General features: G+C 46.0%; 11 protein-coding genes and 1 pseudogene. 5 read left to right on the top strand and 7 right to left on the bottom strand.

Features of this window, described 5'->3' with window-relative positions; translation table 11 throughout:
• Positions 1–3,295, top strand: a 3,295-nt coding sequence (locus QUB35_RS12365; RefSeq protein WP_333142184.1) for a calcium-binding protein, incomplete at its 5' end; no start/stop codon positions are given.
• 165 nt (positions 3,296–3,460) lie between these two features.
• On the opposite strand, the gene QUB35_RS12360 is transcribed toward QUB35_RS12365, so the two are convergent.
• From QUB35_RS12360 to QUB35_RS12345, 4 genes are all read right to left on the bottom strand, one after another.
• Entirely contained in the window at positions 3,461–4,417 is a 957-nt protein-coding gene (locus QUB35_RS12360) for a GDSL-type esterase/lipase family protein (protein ID WP_333142183.1), read from the bottom strand.
• Between the two features lie 205 nt (positions 4,418–4,622).
• A complete protein-coding gene (locus tag QUB35_RS12355) occupies positions 4,623–5,918 on the bottom strand; it encodes a TldD/PmbA family protein (RefSeq protein WP_333142182.1) in 1,296 nt (431 codons plus the stop codon).
• A 374-nt stretch (positions 5,919–6,292) separates the two neighbouring features.
• Positions 6,293–7,153, bottom strand: a complete 861-nt coding sequence (locus QUB35_RS12350) for a Tab2/Atab2 family RNA-binding protein (RefSeq protein WP_333142181.1) — start codon at positions 7,151–7,153, stop codon at positions 6,293–6,295.
• 32 nt (positions 7,154–7,185) lie between these two features.
• Entirely contained in the window at positions 7,186–7,413 is a 228-nt protein-coding gene (locus QUB35_RS12345; RefSeq protein ID WP_333142180.1) for a hypothetical protein, read from the bottom strand.
• Between the two features lie 11 nt (positions 7,414–7,424).
• Here QUB35_RS12345 and QUB35_RS12340 point away from each other — a divergent pair, with 11 nt between their 5' ends.
• Positions 7,425–8,210, top strand: a complete 786-nt coding sequence (locus QUB35_RS12340) for a nucleotidyltransferase domain-containing protein (protein ID WP_333142179.1) — start codon at positions 7,425–7,427, stop codon at positions 8,208–8,210.
• Positions 8,211–8,400: 190 nt separating this feature from the next.
• Positions 8,401–9,117, top strand: coding sequence for a pyridoxine 5'-phosphate synthase (locus tag QUB35_RS12335; RefSeq protein WP_333142178.1), 717 nt, complete (start codon positions 8,401–8,403; stop codon positions 9,115–9,117).
• A gap of 258 nt (positions 9,118–9,375) precedes the next feature.
• On the opposite strand, the gene QUB35_RS12330 is transcribed toward QUB35_RS12335, so the two are convergent.
• From QUB35_RS12330 to QUB35_RS12320, 3 genes are all read right to left on the bottom strand, one after another.
• Positions 9,376–10,410 (bottom strand): low specificity L-threonine aldolase, encoded by a 1,035-nt coding sequence (locus QUB35_RS12330; protein WP_333142177.1) that lies wholly within the window; start codon positions 10,408–10,410, stop codon positions 9,376–9,378.
• Between the two features lie 95 nt (positions 10,411–10,505).
• Positions 10,506–12,113, bottom strand: a complete 1,608-nt coding sequence (gene lysS, locus QUB35_RS12325; protein ID WP_333142226.1) for a lysine--tRNA ligase — start codon at positions 12,111–12,113, stop codon at positions 10,506–10,508.
• A gap of 502 nt (positions 12,114–12,615) precedes the next feature.
• The gene (locus tag QUB35_RS12320) at positions 12,616–14,025 is read right to left on the bottom strand and encodes a hypothetical protein (RefSeq protein WP_333142176.1); all 1,410 of its coding nucleotides are present in this window, start codon (positions 14,023–14,025) and stop codon (positions 12,616–12,618) included.
• A gap of 415 nt (positions 14,026–14,440) precedes the next feature.
• Here QUB35_RS12320 and QUB35_RS12315 point away from each other — a divergent pair.
• Together QUB35_RS12315 and QUB35_RS12310 are read left to right on the top strand one after the other, a co-directional pair.
• Positions 14,441–16,101 (top strand): annotated as a pseudogene (locus QUB35_RS12315) (IS1182 family transposase).
• 442 nt (positions 16,102–16,543) lie between these two features.
• Positions 16,544–17,359 carry a hypothetical protein gene (locus tag QUB35_RS12310; RefSeq protein WP_333142175.1) on the top strand — a complete coding sequence of 272 codons (816 nt, stop codon included), beginning with the start codon at positions 16,544–16,546 and terminating at the stop codon, positions 17,357–17,359.
• The last annotated feature ends 57 nt before the right edge of the window (positions 17,360–17,416 follow it).

Here is a 17,416-nt window from a genome sequence, read left to right as displayed (position 1 = left end):
GACAAGTCCAACAACTCCGACAACTCCGACAACTCCAACAACTCCGACAAGTCCAACTCCAACAACTCCGACAACTCCAACAACTCCGACAACTCCGACAACTCCGACAACTCCGACAACTCCAACAACTCCAACAACTCCGACAACTCCGACAACTCCAACAACTCCGACAAGTCCAACTCCAACAACTCCGACAAGTCCAACAACTCCGACAAGTCCAACTCCAACAACTCCGACAAGTCCAACTCCAACAACTCCGACAACTCCGACAACTCCAACAACTCCGACAACTCCGACAACTCCAACTCCAACAACTCCGACAAGTCCGACAACTCCAACTCCAACTCCAACAACTCCGACAAGTCCGACAACTCCGACTCCGACAAGTCCGACTCCGGGGATAATATTGGGAACTCCCGGCGATGATGCCCTCCAAGGTAGCGCCCAAAACGACACCATCGACGGCCTCGGAGGCGACGATGACATCTTCGGTGGGGAAGGAAATGACTCCCTCTCTGGCGATGCCGGCGATGACTACTTAAATGGCGAGGAAGGTGACGACAGCCTCTTTGGCGGCGCGGGAAATGACTTCCTAGAAGATGAATTGGGCAATAACTTGCTCTCCGGCGGCGACGGCGATGACGAAGTTTTGGGCGGCAACGGTGCCGACACCCTCACAGGAGATGCCGGCGATGACTACTTAAATGGCAACGAAGGTAACGACAGCCTAATTGGCGGCGCGGGAAATGACATCCTAGAAGATGAATTGGGCAATAATTTGCTCTCCGGCGGCGACGGCAATGACGAAGTTGTAGGCGGCCGCGGTGCCGACACCCTCACAGGAGATGCCGGCGATGACTCCCTTACAGGGGACGAAGGCAATGACTCTATTTCTGGCGGTGTCGGCAACGATATTGCAGATGGGGGTGACGGCAACGATACCCTAGAAGGCGGTGACGGCAATGACGAACTAAGCGGTGGCGAAGATAACGACAGCCTCAACGGCGGCGTTGGCAATGACGAACTCTACGGAGATGACGGTAACGATACCCTAGAAGGTGGTGGCGGTGCCGATAGTCTAGAAGGCGGCACCGGCGATGACTTCTACGTGTTAAATGGTACTTCCGCAGGGGGCAATGTCATTGCTGACGACAGCGGCACCGATAGTCTAACTCTCAATGGTCTCACGCTGGCGATCGGCTTGGCCGCCGGTACGGCAGGCGTGACGCGGGGCGGCGAATTCGATACCGACTTGCTAATTGACCTCAACAAAGACGGGATTTTTAACGCAACTGACGACTTGTTGATTCTTGACTTCTTCGCTGAACCAAATCTGGAACAAGGAGATGGTTTTATCGAACAAGTTGGCAATCTCTCAGGGGACGCCATTCTCAAGAGTTTCCCGTTGAAGGCGACGCCCGACCCGGATTTCCTTCCAGGTGGTGGCGGCGATGACAGCATCGACGGATTGGCGGGCAACGATGAGATTGAGGGCAATCAAGGCAATGATTCGCTGTTCGGCAACGCTGGCAATGATGTGCTCAACGGCGACGAACTCATTACCATTAGTGAGGCGGAGGGTGACGTAATTCTCGGTACGGGGATTGGCAACGACTATCTCGACGGCGGCGATGGCAATGACACCCTTGACGGCGGCGAAGGTAACGATACTCTCGTAGGCGCTGCCGGTGATGACAGCCTGTGGGCCGGTGAAGGTACTGACATTATCAATGGAGGAGATGGCAAAGATTCTCTGTACGGGGCTGAAGGGAATGACAGTTTGTTGGGCGGTGCCGACAATGACTTTTTGTTCGGAAACGAAGACAATGATACTCTCGACGGCGGCGATGGAGATGATTCTCTAGTTGGCGGTTTGGGCAATGACAGCATCGTCGGCGGTGCCGGTATCGATACGGTGTCTTATGCTACTCTGCTGAGTCCTGTAAATATCAATCTCGCGGCGGGAAGTTCCACAGCCGAAGGTACTGATACTCTCACCGGTATCGAAGTTATCATCGGTACAGCTTTGCCTGATACTATCACTGGCAGCAGCAGCGATGAAAGCCTCATCGGTAACGGCGGTGCCGACATCCTCACCGGTGGCGGTGGCAACGATACCTTTATCCTCGACCCCGCAACAGCCGCTGGTAGCAAAATTCAAGGCGCTGCCGGCACTGACAACCTCGTTCTCCCGGATACTACCTTAGTTACATCTCTGACGAACGGTTCAGTAGGAATCGGTCGCAGCGGTACTAGCTTAGTAGTAGACGTGAATAAAGACGGTCAAATCAACCTCGCTAACGACCTCGAACTTCTCAATTTCTTTGATGCTACTAGCAATATTCCGGGTACTGGATTCATCGAAAATGTTGCAGGTGTCTCCGGCAATACAATTCTCTCTCGCTTTGCCACCGTACCTGTATTCAAACCCCCACTCACAACCACACCCACACCCACACCAACTCCCACACCTGACGGCCCCCAAATTTTAACACCGGCAATTGGGATTCCGAGTCCGAATACTACCGTTGATTCTACTTTCAGTGGCGGGCCGCTTAGCGATTTGTTCTTCGGAACTCCGCAGGCTGACGCACTGGATGGTTTAGCTGGAAACGATACGATTTCCGGCTTAGATGGTGCTGATAATATCCAGGGCAATGACGGCGAAGATTCGCTATTGGGCAATGCTGGCACCGACTTGATCGATGCTGGAAATGGCAATGATATTGTTTACGGCGGTAAAGCTTCCGACGGCATCTTAGGTGGCGGCGGTAATGATTCGCTGTACGCAAATAAAGGCTTGGATGTTGCTTTGGGAGGAGACGGTAACGATATAATTTTTGGCGGGAAGGGCGATGATTCTCTCGGCGGTGATGCGGGAGATGACAGCATTTTCGGTCAGTTAGATAAGGATTTCTTGCTGGGCGGCAGCGGTAATGATGTTGTCAGCGGTGGCGAAGGAGATGATACTTTAGCAGGTATCGATCCGAGTGCTACTAATCCTGGAATTGGGGAGTTTGATACTTTGACTGGCGGGGAAGGTAAAGACCGTTTCTTGCTGGGAGATAGTGATAAAATCTACTACTCTGGTGATGGTAATGCTGTGATTAGTGACTTTAATTCTGCTGAGGATGCGATCGTCCTTTCGGGAATTAAGGGCAATTATTCGCTGTCGGTTTCGGGGAATGCGACTAGCATTTTCCTCAAGAAACCCGGTGAATCCGATGATTTAATTGCCACGGTGCAAGGGGTGATGGATTTGAATCTGGATCAACCTTATTTCACTTTCATTTAGAAGCGGCTTTTTTTAACCGCAGATACACGTAGATTAACGCAGATGAATTTTACCATTTTGCGTTGATCTGCGTTTTTTTACCCTTTCCCACTCTATTCAGAGTGCCGTACCAGTCAAAATTTATCACTTCAAACCGATTGAATTCAAGGATGATTTCCTCCTATTCTACGGTTGATATTCCGCAAAAATTTCAATTTTTCCCACAATGTTTTGATTGAATTGAGCCAATTCTTCTGCCGGAATCCAATATTCTTGATGAATCGAACTGCCGACAGTTTGGACGGGATATTTTTTTAAGAATTCAGCCAAAACTCGAAACCGGGTTACATAGCCGAAATATCCCGATGCTGCATCTCTTGTATTCCAATCTCGTGCAATTTGTATAGCATATGCTTTGTGGAGTACGGGATAAAAAATAGGCTGAAAAGACAGTCGCGGCGGAAATGCCAGAAAATCGCTTTCTTTAATCAGTTCCATTTCTTTTTTGCCGACGGCTCGGAACAGCGTTACTGTCTCTTTATCTGATATATTGATATTTTTAAACCAAGCTTTCCAACCGTCCCAATTGTGAACTATTTTAGCCAATTCAGCGTAACCGGCTGCGCGGGGATGGGAAACGTCATTTTCGGTAAGTTCTTTATGCCAAATTTCCGAGTTTTGCAGCGGGGTGCAAACATCTAGATAAGGCACATTTAACTCGTTGCAAACTTGAGAAAACTGTTCGGATAAGTTGGCAATCCGCCTTGTGCGATCGGCATCGATAACTGGCGGTGGCCCTACCATTAATACTGGAAATATTTCTTTGGCTGACGTGAGAATACAGCGAGCATTTTCAATTGATTTTTCAACTTCTATGCGATTTTTTTCGTTTTCTCGGTAAGTGTCGTTGACGCCAAAGGAAAATACTATTCTGCCGTCGCCATAGTGAGGTAAGCGGCGAGAAACTTCGTTGAACCAACGAGTTTCTATATCGGCACTGGTTTCTCCCCTTATTCCTAAATTGTAGTAGGTAATATCGTGTCCTTGTCCGCAAGCGGCCGCGCAAATCCGTCCTGTCCAACCGAGACATTTGGGATCGCAAGTACCGTTTACAAAAGAATCGCCGATAAAACAAATACGCATATTATGTATGGGAAGTGGGAATGGAGAATTGTTGACTGTTGACTGTTGACTGTTAACTGTTGACTGTTGACTGTTGACTGATGATTGATGACAACTAACAACTGACAACTAACAACTGACAACTGACAACTGACAACTAACAACTGACAACTGACAACTAACAACTGCCAACTGACAACTGACAACGGCCAACTGCCAACTGACTTTAATTCTTGCCGATGACGGACAATCCCTCTACAATTAGAGACGGTGTTTCGCAAGAACCGTTCCACTCGGAGTCTCCTCCCAATTCTACTAATTGTTTGAGGACGTTGTAGACGTTGCCAGCTACCATTGTGTCTTTGATTCTGCCGACTATTTGACCTTTTTTGACTCGGTAGCCGAGATCGACATTAATTGAAAAATCGCCGGAAATTCCGGCACTGCCGCCAAGCATTTGATCGACTACAATCCCGTCGTCTAATTTAGCGATTAAATCTATTAGCGAAAGCGAACCTGGTTTAATCAAAACATTGAACAAACTCGGCGTGGGATAGCTGCCCAAACCAGGGCGAAATCCGTTGCCGGTGGTGCCGCTGCCCAAGGCTCGACCGGTGGTACGATCGGTATAAAATAGCTGCAACACTCCGCTGTTGATAAAGACGATCGCCCGCGTGGGAGTACCTTCGTCGTCAAAAGGACAGCTATAGGGCCCGATATCCGGCTGCTGCGAGAGGGTGACAAGCGGCGATGTCACTTGTTGGCCTAATCGATCGTTCCAAGGCGAAGCGCCTTCGAGTACCTGTTTGCCGTTCAACGCCGCACAGACAGTGCCCCACAGCAAATCGGCGGCTTTGGCTGTAAATAGCACCGGCACCCGGCCCGTGGCGGGGGCTACATTGTCTTTCGCCCATTCTAAACGCTGCAAAACCCGCTTGGCGCTGGTGTTTAAGTCGAGGGTGCCGCGTTCGGTTTCGCCTTCCCAAATGTTGAGGAAATCTTCTCCCCGCACTAATTCTGCTGATAAATAGCCGCTGAGGGTGGTGTCGGTGTGACTGGAATCCAAGCCTTTGGTGTTCACCAAACGGGTGCTCTCGATTTCACAGTCGAGTTCGGCGGTGCAGAGGCTTTCTGGATAGGCTTCGCGGACGATCGCGATCGCCTCTTTTCCCCAGTTTACTAGCTGTTCGGCCGGCACCGACACTCCGCGATCGGGATAAACAACTTTCTCACCAGTGCCGAGTTCGATGGTTTCCGGTTCGTTGAGTTGCGAAAGCGCGATCGCCCTGTCCACCAAAATTTGCAGTTCCACAGGCCCGTAAGCCACCGCCAAACCCGGCCGCCCATCCCGCCACAGCCGCAGTGCAATGCCTTCTGCTTGGGCGGTTTCTAGCTGTTTGAGGCGGTTTGCTTCAAAAAAGACCGGCCGTGAGAGCGATTGCGATTCCAATACCTCAGCAGCTTCTGCACCTGCTTTGGTGGCTAGTTCTAACAGTTGTTCTGCTGATTGGTGATTGGTCATTGTTCTCGGTGGTTGGTAATTAGTCAGTTGGCAGTTGGCAGTTGGCAGTTGTCAGTTGGCAGTTGTCAGTTGGCAGTTGGCAGTTGGCAGTTGGCATTAGTCAGTAGTTATTAGTTATAGCCTTTCTCAGTAACATGAGATGTTCGTAGAGCATAGGCCTCGCGGGTCTTGGACTGAAAAGCATACCTCAATTATTTGAGAACCGCTATATGAGTTATTCGTTATTAGTCAATCTAGCTGTTAACGCTAGACTAAATAACGGTAGATTATTAACTCCTACTAACAACTAACAACTGACTACTAACAACTGACTACTAACAACTAACCACTAACAACTGACTACTAACAACTGACTGATGACTAATAACTAATGACTAAATAGTTAGTTCGTGCAGCAGCCAAAATCCTGCAAAAGATTCCGATTCGGGATTCGACTGAATTGCTAAGAAATGTACTTTTTTTGCTTGGTTTTTCGCGGCTTCAAATCCTTTCGCTTCTCTCTCAGTTGCTGCGTCTCTGAGATTAGCTAAAATCCAGCGATCGTTAGCTCCCGTATCTAATACCAGCCTAGCGGGTGGGCCGCTCTCAAATTTCAGAAAAGCCAACTCTAAACCCGACATCCAACCTGCCAAAGCGGTTGCTCTCGACGAGTAGATAATTAGTCCCGGAATTTGCGTTTCTGGGGCGAGGCGTGTCATCGGCAGTCCGAAAGCTTCGCCAAATCCGATATCCCACTCGGACATTTCGTCAAAAGCTGCGATCGGCAAACTCACAAACGCCCATTTTTCGCCGATTAAAGCATCCGGCAGCGCAACAGGCGTTTCGGGTACAAATTGAACGCTGGGGTTCACAACCGGTTGATAGCCCGGTTCGGCGGGATAAACGTCTTGCATCCGTTCTTCCAGCCACAGGCTAAGGGCGAGGGTGCGGCGGCTGCAGGCGGCGGGAATGTCCAAGTCATCGCAGGCTTTGGTAATCATGTTCGCCATTTGGCGGCGGAAAAAGCGGATTTTTTCAGGTCGTTTCGGTGCTGCGGCGATCGCCTCTTTAATTGCACCCGCCAGCCACAGGGAATTTACGGTAGAACTGGAGCAGAATTGCGAGTAGCGAAACAGAGACTCGGCCTTGTCGCCTACATTCAGCGGGCTTTCGCAGATCAACACTTCCCATTTTTTTTTCTCTCGCTCGTCTATGATTGGACGGCTGTAAAAGTCGAGTTCCCAAATAGTAGCCATGCCGCGCTGTTAAAAATTAATCCTTTCTCATGTTACCGGACAGCGGGCAAGTTTCTGATTCTGACAAGATAAGGCTGATTTTCAATAGCGGGCGATCGCACTTTCCCAAAGATTCCCACTTTCCCTTGCAGCTTCCCGTGTAATTTTTGGCAGGAGTGCACAACCGGAAGCATTAGCAACTCCTCGGAGAACTGTCGCGGAGCAATCTCAACCCGCGATCGTTTGTTAAACTTGTGCAAGCCAGGGAAAACAAACAGCATAGCTTGATTCCATGAGACAAATCATTCTCGAAAAGATTGTTTCTACCTTACAACCTTTAGATTTTGTTCTCGCTTTGTGGCAAGGAGGTTCAGCAGCCCACGGATACACCGACGAGTGGTCTGACCTGGATATTGCGGTTGTGGTTGAAGATAACTGCGTGGAAGAAACATTTGAGATTGTTGAACAAGCCCTCGCAGAAATTGCCGAAATCGAACTCAAATATCGAGTTCCCGAACCCGCTTGGCACGGTCAATCGCAGTGCTTCTGGCGGCTGAAAGAAACCCCGCCATTCTTGCTAATTGATTTCGCTGTTTTTCGGCGCAGCAGCCGCAACGATTTCCTGGAAATAGAGAGACACGGGAAAGTGCCGATCGCCTTTGACAAAGTTAATCTAATTGTACCGCCTCCTTTGGATCGAAGCAAACATTTATCTACAATGCAGTCGAGATTCAACGACCTTAAAATCCGTTTCGATTTGCTGCAACCTCTGGTAAAAAAAGAGATTTATCGCGGACATTTAGTAGATGCGATCGGCAACTATCACAATTGGACGCTTCTACCCTTAGTCGAACTGTTGGGCATGATTTACCGTCCCCACAGATACGATTTTGAACTAAAATATTTTAGCCGCGATTTTCCGCGCCAAATAGTCGATCGCGTTGCCCCGCTTTGCTGTATTGCAAATCTGGAAGATTTGGCAGTAAAGCAGCAAATAGCTGAGGCTTTTTTTGCAGAAAGTTTACCGCTTGCACAAGCTAATCTTTCCTCTGACAATGCCCTAACACTACCGCCCTAGGCTCAAAGTTTCGTCCCGAAAGCGATTAATATAGTATTATCAACTTATATCTTGCACCATTGTCAATAATCCTTTTTTGAACAGGCAAGATGCCTGTTCCACAGGAAAATCTACTCTTTGTGGAACGGGCATCTTGCCCGTTCTTGAGAAAGATGCAAGATGTGAGTTCAACTTTAAAGATTAACATCCCATGACAAAACTCAGCGTCAACATCAACAGAATTGCCCTCCTCAGAAACTCTCGAAACATCGGCATCCCCAGTGTTACCGAAGCCGCAAAAACAGTAATTGCTGCCGGAGCTCATGGCGTTACAGTCCATCCCCGCCCCGACGAAAGGCATATCAAAGCTGCCGATGTTTACGAATTAGCTAAAATGCTAACCGTTGAGTTCAACATCGAAGGAAATCCGTTTCAGCCGCCATTTATGGATATAGTTTGCGACGTAAAACCGGCTCAGTGTACCTTGGTGCCGGACGCTCCCGACGTGCTAACATCCGATAGCGGTTGGAATATTCCCGAAAATCGCGATCGGCTCTTACCAATAATTCAAAAATTAAAAGACAACGGCATCAGAGTCAGCTTGTTTATGGACGCAGATGCTGCTCTCATGCCCCTAGCAAAAGAAGTGGGAGCAGACAGAGTAGAACTGTATACGGAACCCTACGCAACTGCTTTTCGCGAAGGGAGAGTAGAATCTGTTTTTCAACAATATGTCTTAGCAGCTCAAGCCGCTCAATCAGCAGGTTTAGGGGTGAATGCCGGACATGATTTAAATTTGCAAAACTTAGCTAAATTTTGCTCGATTCCTGATATACTAGAAGTATCGATTGGTCATGCTTTAATTGCGGAAGCTCTAGACACGGGCTTGTCCAAAACAGTACAAGCTTACCTAAAGATTCTCGCTTAAAAAAGGAAGAAGGAAGGCACGACAAGGATTTTGACTTCGACCTCATCCTCGGATATTCTACGCTCGTTATCCGAGTATGAGGTCGAAAGGATATACGGAGTAATTATCGAGTCTCCCACTCTTAGAGCAACCAGAAACAGCGTGGGTCACCAAATAGTTGCTGTTCTGATATTAATATTTGTGGATTTAGTTGTACTTCTGCTTTCAGTGGCTGAAAGCCGAATCCGTGCTGCCGGAAAATCAATCCGACAAACACATCTATGTAGCGTAGCGTCGAGCCGACTCTAGCAAAGTATTGATATCTCTTTCTAGAGTGTTGAAAGCAGTTACCAACTGGATAGTGTTTGAATCATCAACACCACAACGGTAGAATTGGAAGCCATCAGCAATTAACCCTTGGATGACAGTTTCAGGAAGTTGGATGAAGACTTCGTTCGCCTCAACCGCATGGACTTGTCTTATTCCCGGTAGTGAGGCGAGTCCCGCTGCTAGCTTGGTAGCCATCTGGTTAGCATATGTGGCGTTTCTCAGCCACAAATTATCCGTAATGTAAGCTTCGAGCTGCACCGACAAAAACCACATCTTAGAGATGAGATGTCCACCACGCTTGCAACGGTAGCTGAAAGTCTCCGCCAAGGCTCGATTGAAAAATACTACGGCTTCAGCAGCAATAGCACCATTGTTAGTTGCACCAAGTGACAGCACATCAACCCCAGCTCGCCAGGTAATGTCTGCTGGAGAACAGTTTAGGCTGACCACCGCATTAGCGAAGCGAGTACCGTCCATGTGCAGGCTAAGACTATGGGTCTGAGCAAATTCAGCAATTTTGTGAATTTCATCAGGGCTATAAACCGTTCCAACTTCAGTAGCCTGAGTCAGGCTCACGGCAGTTGGTTGCACCTTACGAGCGATACCAAAACCAGCCTGACCAAGCACTGTTGCCAAGTCAGATGCTTGAATCTTGCCGTCTTCTCCTTGCAGTGTCAGCAACTTGGCACCGCCTGTGTAGAATTCGGTTGCACCACAGGCTTTGAGATTGATATTTGATTCACTGTGGCAGTAAATCGCACCAAACGGGAGACTCATCACAGATAGAGCCAGAGCATTGGCAGCAACATCGGTTACTACTGGAAAAATCGTAACTGCGGTCTCGAATAATTCTGAGAACTTGACTTCCAATCGGGAAGTGTATTCATCCTGACCATAGGGCGCGACCGCACCTTTAGAGGCAGCAACCAACGCTGCCATAATTTCCGGTGCAATATCGGTTACATTATCGCTACAAAAGTTCATTCCTGTATCATCTCCCATCGGTATGACATAGTGTGAAGGAAACCTCCTTAACACTGTACCTGCTAAACCTATAGCGCCTTATGCTAGGCTTACACTTACAGATAAATTCTATCGCTCTTTGAGAGATTTACTTTAATTACATCGCGGAGCCTCGTAACGACCAAAGATTTATCGAGGTAGGACAACAAAGCACCAGCCTTGGGACCGCGTTCTTTCCCCATAAAAGATAGATAGATAGCCTTGAAAGCAATAGGCTGCGCGATATTTAACTCTTTTGCTGTAGAGAACAAAGTAGTCTGTAACTCTTCACTATCCCAAGTGACTATATTCTCCAAAGTTTCCCTCAACTTTTCAAGATAAAACACCTGCTCTTGATCTAGCTCAAGAGCTTTTTCAGGAACTCTGTCAAAGTAAAGAACCAACTTTTCTTCCTCATCTGCATAGTCTTGTAGCCACTTTTCAGCCACAGCGATCTTTTGATTTGCGACTTGCCAGTCAAAGTCATTCATAGATTCAGAACTTCGTTTGGCTATCTCATTCTTTATGTCAAGATGTGGGAGTTGAAGGAGCGAAATTATAGTGCTTAATTCAAAGGGATGGTAAGCTTTAATTTCCTCATTCAACTGCGAGTAAAAAAGAGACATTAAATCTTTCGTCAGTTGGTTCTTTTCTGAAAGAGTCGCCGATAGAGTTTGGTATTTTTCTATCAAACTATCATAGTCTCGAAAAAGGCGGGTGATTGTTTCGTAGTTAGGAGCAAAGTTGATAACTGTTTTTGGCTGAGTACGCAGCATCAAAAAGCGTAAAAGTTCAGGAGGAAATAACTCGGCAATTTCTTTCGCACTTGAACCAACTCCCTTTGATGAACTCATCTTAGTACCATTAACCAGGATAAATTCATAGGGAGAGTGGAAGGGAGGCTTTTTCCCTAAAACCTTATGGCAGATAGCGTTTGCCACCTCTCGCGATCCTCCTTTTTGGGAGTGATCCTTACCTGCCATCTCAAGAGTTACACCTAACAGATCCCACTTGGCAACCCACTCAACCTTCCAAGGCAGCTTACCATTCCCATCAAACGGAGAAATCCAAGCTGAATGTCCGCAACCCTGCACCCAGTTCGTGGCATCTGGCTTACAAGTGTAAAAAACTTCGGAGCTGTTGTAGTTTGTGACTTCAGTTGTTGCGATCTTACCACACTTTTCGCAAATAATTTGAAACGGATACCAGTTATCGGGACGATTTGCCTTACTCACCTCTTTATAAGCTTCTCTTACAAGGTGAGCATTTTTGAGAAAAATATCGATATAAGGGTTCAGTTGCCCCGATCGATACAAATCGCGCAGGTAGTAAACATCCGGTCTTATTCCCAGATATTCAAAGACTTCCAAAAATTCAGCCATAAAATACTTGGCGTAATCGCTGGCTGTATCTTCTGGAGAAGGTACGTTGCACAACGGGAACCCAAGATAGGGTGAAAACTTATCCTGATCTAGGTATTTAGGAACCGTATCTAGAGCATCGTAATCATCGACACCGTATAAGAATTTAACGGACTTACCTGCGTATTTCAAAGCTCGGTAAATAACATCGTGAATGACCACACCCCGCAAAGAGCCTACGTGAACTCTTCCCGAAGGTGTTTTGGAATCATTGACTACTTGGTAGCCTTGTGCATCCGCAGCTATTTTGTCAGCCCAGAACATAATTTGCAATTTCTCTTAGAATATTTAACATTGTAGCGTTTCACAGACGTATCTGTTCCAAAGGTGGCAAAGAAAAGAATATATAACTTTGGGGCTGCCAACCCAACTGCCAGGGCTGTGTGCGATACTGTTTGATCGGCCTCCTTAACACAAAAGCCCCGATAACTGCTAGCGTCCATCGCCACTCATCCGGAAATCCTGCTGTAGCCATAATCAAACCTTATCCGATCAAGTTTCTAGAAAAAGTGGTCGAAGCTTACCAACATGGCAACAAATCAATTAGAAAACTAGCTACCAGATTTGATGTGAGTAAATATTTTGTCGAGCGACTACTAAAGCACCAGCAAATTACAGGAGACATCCAACCACTACGGAGCGGGTGGAAGTCAGAAAAGTGAATTGATTCGTGCGAGCGCGTGCCATCACTGGTGGCCTGTAATCTAATCTGAACTATACCATGTCGATACTCGGATGTGATATGACTTACTTCTGCCATGCGGCTCTATGCTGCATTTTCTGGCTCCATTAAGAGTTGAAATTCAACTGGATAGTCGAAAACTAACTGGGCTGATAACCACGGATTTGCCTCATACACTTGGTCATAAAAATAATCAAGCAACCAACCTTGTTCTTCATTAGTTCGTAAGTATTTACTAAGGATTTTTTCTCGATTGCTTTGATAAGCTGCCCCATCTGTCAATCCCAGCCGATCGAGTTCTTCTAATTCATTTATGATGTTTCGATCTGATTCGAGACATTTCTCATAGTCAAGGTAGTAAAGTCTCCCTTTTTTCGTATGCTCTTGCTTGAGAGCTCCATGATAACGGAGAGCATTGAGCCTCATTTGACCTGCTGTAACGTCGTGGTGTGAGACAAGAAGTTTCTCCCAAGTAGCTCTGGGTGCTGCAAGTATATATTTGAAGGCACGATCCAGAATATCCATCAAGATAACTGCCTGAATCAGTGGGCGATCAAATAGCTCATTGCCTAGAGCATCCAACCCTAAATTACTGCCACTATCAGCACGGAACTCTTCATCTGCTCCTTGCATAAAAAATTGATTTTTTTTATTTGGATGAGTCATGGGCTGACTGCCAAGAAAGTGAGTCATATTATGCAAACTGATCAATGCCGCTTGGACTTGATTAGCATCTTGGCTCTCAAATAGATGGCGAATTTCATCGAGTTGATCGGGTACCCAGAATGGCTCTAAAGCGCACAAAGTATGGCTGACTGATTGAGCTGTGTAGGTATTTAAAAGATAGCCAACACTTAGCCCTTGCACATCTGTCTGCTCTGGAAAATACTCAGGGATAAAGTAAGGAGAGTGATGAATATTAGTAGCTTTTATTACGTGAGCGCCTGCAAACCGAGTCTTCACAGTACGAACTGGACATTTTGGGTAAAGGATTAAGTTGAGTCGAAATAGTTGGCTATGATGGTTGATCTTTAAACCCGATTCCATTGAATCTTCGCTAACTACAGCAACAAATCCAGACCAAAGCATAGAATGGTTATGCATGGCTGGAATAGGGGCAATGATTACTGGTTGCCAGATATATTCAAAATACTGCAAGTACACTTGTTTCAATAGCTCCCAATTGTTGCTTCTGAGAGCTTTGGCATTTTCAGTGCAAGCCAAAGCATCATAAATGCCTGTATTATCCAGAGAAAGATAGTGAGCGGCTTGCTCTAATACTTGCGATATTTTTTCGAGCGTTAATGTTTCTGTCCGAGGCGACAAAAATCCTTGAACTTGCAAAATCTGCAAGTTATTTACCAATCTGACAGCTTCCACTTGGTAGCTAAGAGCCTGACGACGAGATATTGATAAGTTATGAATTGTTGTTTCTACTTCTATTGGGAAGAGAAGCTTGTGAGTGAAATCTTTTTGGGTGGAGTGGTGTTTCATAACTTTAGAAGAAACGCAAACGTTTTACAGTAACCATCTTAATAAATTCTAAAAATTAGCTAGGATGTGCAATTATTTCACTAGGTTTTTTATGTTTAATTAAAAGATGTGCAAAAATAGCACACCCTAAGTTTCCTTGTAAGGAGACTCGTGCTTTATCCGCACTCCCAAGATAGGTCGGTGGGCTTCTGTTGTTTAATAAGTGTTAATTTGGAACTAGGGTAAAAATGCTTGGAAAAATTTCTGTCAAGTAATTGTAATAATTGTTTACAAATTGAGGCTGGACGGATAGCCAGGTGGATCGCTGATTACAAGAGACTGTTGGCGAATGTCTGAGGGGTTTCACCCCTCAGACATCGCCGTCCTGAATAGGCAGAATGATTGTGTAATCACGCAGCATATTAAATAATTTATTATGACTCTTCACCCCCGCGACTGCTCGTCAATTCCAGAAATGACAGCAACTGTGGCACGAACATCCTTTCCCAAAGGAAATCCATATATGAAAATGCGCGACGAACTCGGAGTCTTGTACCAAGATATTGACTTTGTTACCTTGTTTCGAGCCGACTGCGGTCAAAGTGCGTTATCACCTGGACAATTAGCATTAATCAGTGTCATGCAATTTGCCGAGGGATTGACTGACCGACAAGCAGCAGAAGCGGTCAGAAGTCGAATTGACTGGAAGTATGCTCTGGGACTAGAAATTACTGATAGCGGTTTTAATTATTCAGTTTTAAGTGAATGGAGAAGTCGGTTAATTGCTGCGGGACGTGAAAGTCAATTACTTGATAAAATGCTAGCACATTTTCAAGATAGGGGATGGCTCAAAGCCAGGGGTAAAGCCAGAACTGACTCCACCCATGTCATCGGAGCCATCCGTAAAATGAACCGCATCGAATGCGTTGGAGAAACTTTACGTCATGCCTTAAATCAACTAGCCACTGTTGCGGATGAATGGTTATTAACAGTAGTTGATAGGGATTGGTCTGAGCGTTATAGCACGAGATTTGAGCAGTATCGCTTGCCGAAATCTGAAACTGAAAAACAAAGCTTGGTATTGACTATTGGCTGTGATGGTCATCACTTATTGTCAGCTTTGTATGACCCCTTGAGTCCTGAATGGTTGCGCTTTGTCTCTAAGCGGTAGAAATTTTACGCTGTGTCTGGATACAGCAATATGGGTGGTCGGGAGGCAAAGTTTATTGGCGAGAAGCCGATGATTTACCGCCCCACAAGCAGTTAATTACTTCCCCCTATGATACCGAAGCTCGCAATCGGACAAAAAGAGATACTAATTGGACAGGTTATACGGTACATCTTACAGAAACTTGCGATCGAGATTTGCCTCATTTAATTACTCATGTTGAAACGACACCCGCCACCACTGGAGATGTCGAAATGACTCAGGTGATTCATCAAGCTTTGCAGGGTAAACACCTGTTACCACAAGAACATATTGTCGATACTGCTTATGTTGATGCTCAACACTTGCTCACGAGTGAGACACAATTAGGTATTGAGCTTCTTGGCCCTGTACCGCCTGACTCTAGTTGGCAAGAAAAAGCTAAGCTGGGCTTTGAGCTTTCTTGTTTTACCGTTGATTGGGAGCATCGCCATGCTACTTGTCCGCAAGGCCACATCAGCAAATCCTGGCATCAACGCTCGGATCACTATGGCAATCCGACCATTCAAGTGCGCTTTCGTCGCCCCGATTGTGCTGGTTGTCCTGTTCGCTCTCAATGTACTCATTCGCCGGCACAGGCTCGTGTTCTGACTCTCAAACCTCAACCTCTTTACGAAGCTCTAGCCAAAGCTAGGGCTAGACAACATACCCAGGAGTTTAAACAGCGTTATGCCCTACGGGCTGGTGTTGAAAGTTCCCTGTCTCAAGGAATTCGTGTTTTTGGTTTGCGTAACGCTCGTTACATGGGTCTTGCCAAAACTCGTCTACAACATATTGTGACTGCTGCGGCGATGAATCTGTCAAGAATGTGGGCATTTTGGCGTAACATTCCGATTGGCTTGACCCGTATCTCTCGTTTTTCTGCTCTTTTTCCCTCTGCCTCATCATAGTTTTTTTCCACGATCGTGGGATGTTTGGTTTCACCCTTTTTTAATTCGCCAACAGTCTCTTACAACCAAGCGCTGTGGTTTGCTTCCAAAAACGTCGAGGTCTACTTTAACAGGACTTAGGGAAAAACAGCTTAAAAACACTATTAGTAGCGGTAAGGTGTGCAATGCACCCCTACAGATAGAGTTTATGCGTAAGTCCTATTTAACCAAGGCGTTATGTTTGGTATATTTCCAGGGAAACAGGGGACAGATATTAGGGCGTATCAGCTTGCCCCACAACCGTAGTACAATGGCAGCTACGGTCAATATCGCCGGGTAAGTGTCGGTACACTTTTTATACTGAGTAGTTACCTAACGGAACTGTTTGAGTCGATTTATTAGACGCTGCTATCCACGCCCGTTACTAGACGCCAGCTTTTTGCTAATGAGGAAGGGTTAAATAATGTCTAATACTTCAGGTGGAAATTTTAGTAATGAACGATTGAATAAGCTTAGTGTGCTGCACGAAATGGGAATCAACCCCTACCCTTCGTATAGCGAACAAACTGACTGTGTAAAGGCAATTATCGATGACGATAAAAAACAAGAAGGACAAACTGTTACTATTGCCGGACGCTTAGTTTTGTGGCATGTGGACGACGCCTTAACTTTGGGGTACATCCAAGATCAGACTGGACAGATTCCGATTTTTTTGCGTCAGGAGGTTCTGAAGTCCACGGATGTGTCGGCTGGTAATTTGGGATACTCTCACCTCAATTTGCTTGATGTTGATGATTTTATTGAAGTATCCGGGACTGTGATTAAAAGTCAAGGGGGTGAAACCTCTGTTCTTATCGATACCCTGCGTCTGCTTAGCAAGTCACTCAATCCCCTGCCTAATAACTGGGTATGTTTTTTTAAAAATACAACTGATATTGTGCTAACGATAGAAGACTTTCAAAATCTTATATCTGACAAAATTTTACATCCTCAGACATCAAAAATTACCATTTCTCCCTATCTAATAATTTGGAATAAGCCGAATTCAAATGGAAATTGGAGGGCAAGTGGCTATGTTGAAGTGGATGGAATATTAGAGAATAATAGACTGCGAATAGCAGGGTATACGGTCACTTCCCAAGATAAAATTAATGCTAAGGATGAAAGTGACAAGTTCATAGAAATTATTGAACTAGAACTCGAAGACATTATTATTGCATATTTTAATAAATGTCAAGTGCAAATAGCTGAAGTAGTGCAGGTTAGAGATCCAGGGTAAGGGCATCTAAATAGGATAGCCAAATCAACGATCGCGCGCAATGGCAAAACCATCACA

Source organism: Microcoleus sp. B13-B6 (assembly GCF_036705405.1).
In the GTDB taxonomy this organism is placed as follows: domain Bacteria; phylum Cyanobacteriota; class Cyanobacteriia; order Cyanobacteriales; family Microcoleaceae; genus Microcoleus.
Note: the sequence above shows the minus strand (reverse complement) of the source record. Positions and strands in the feature narration are given on the sequence as shown.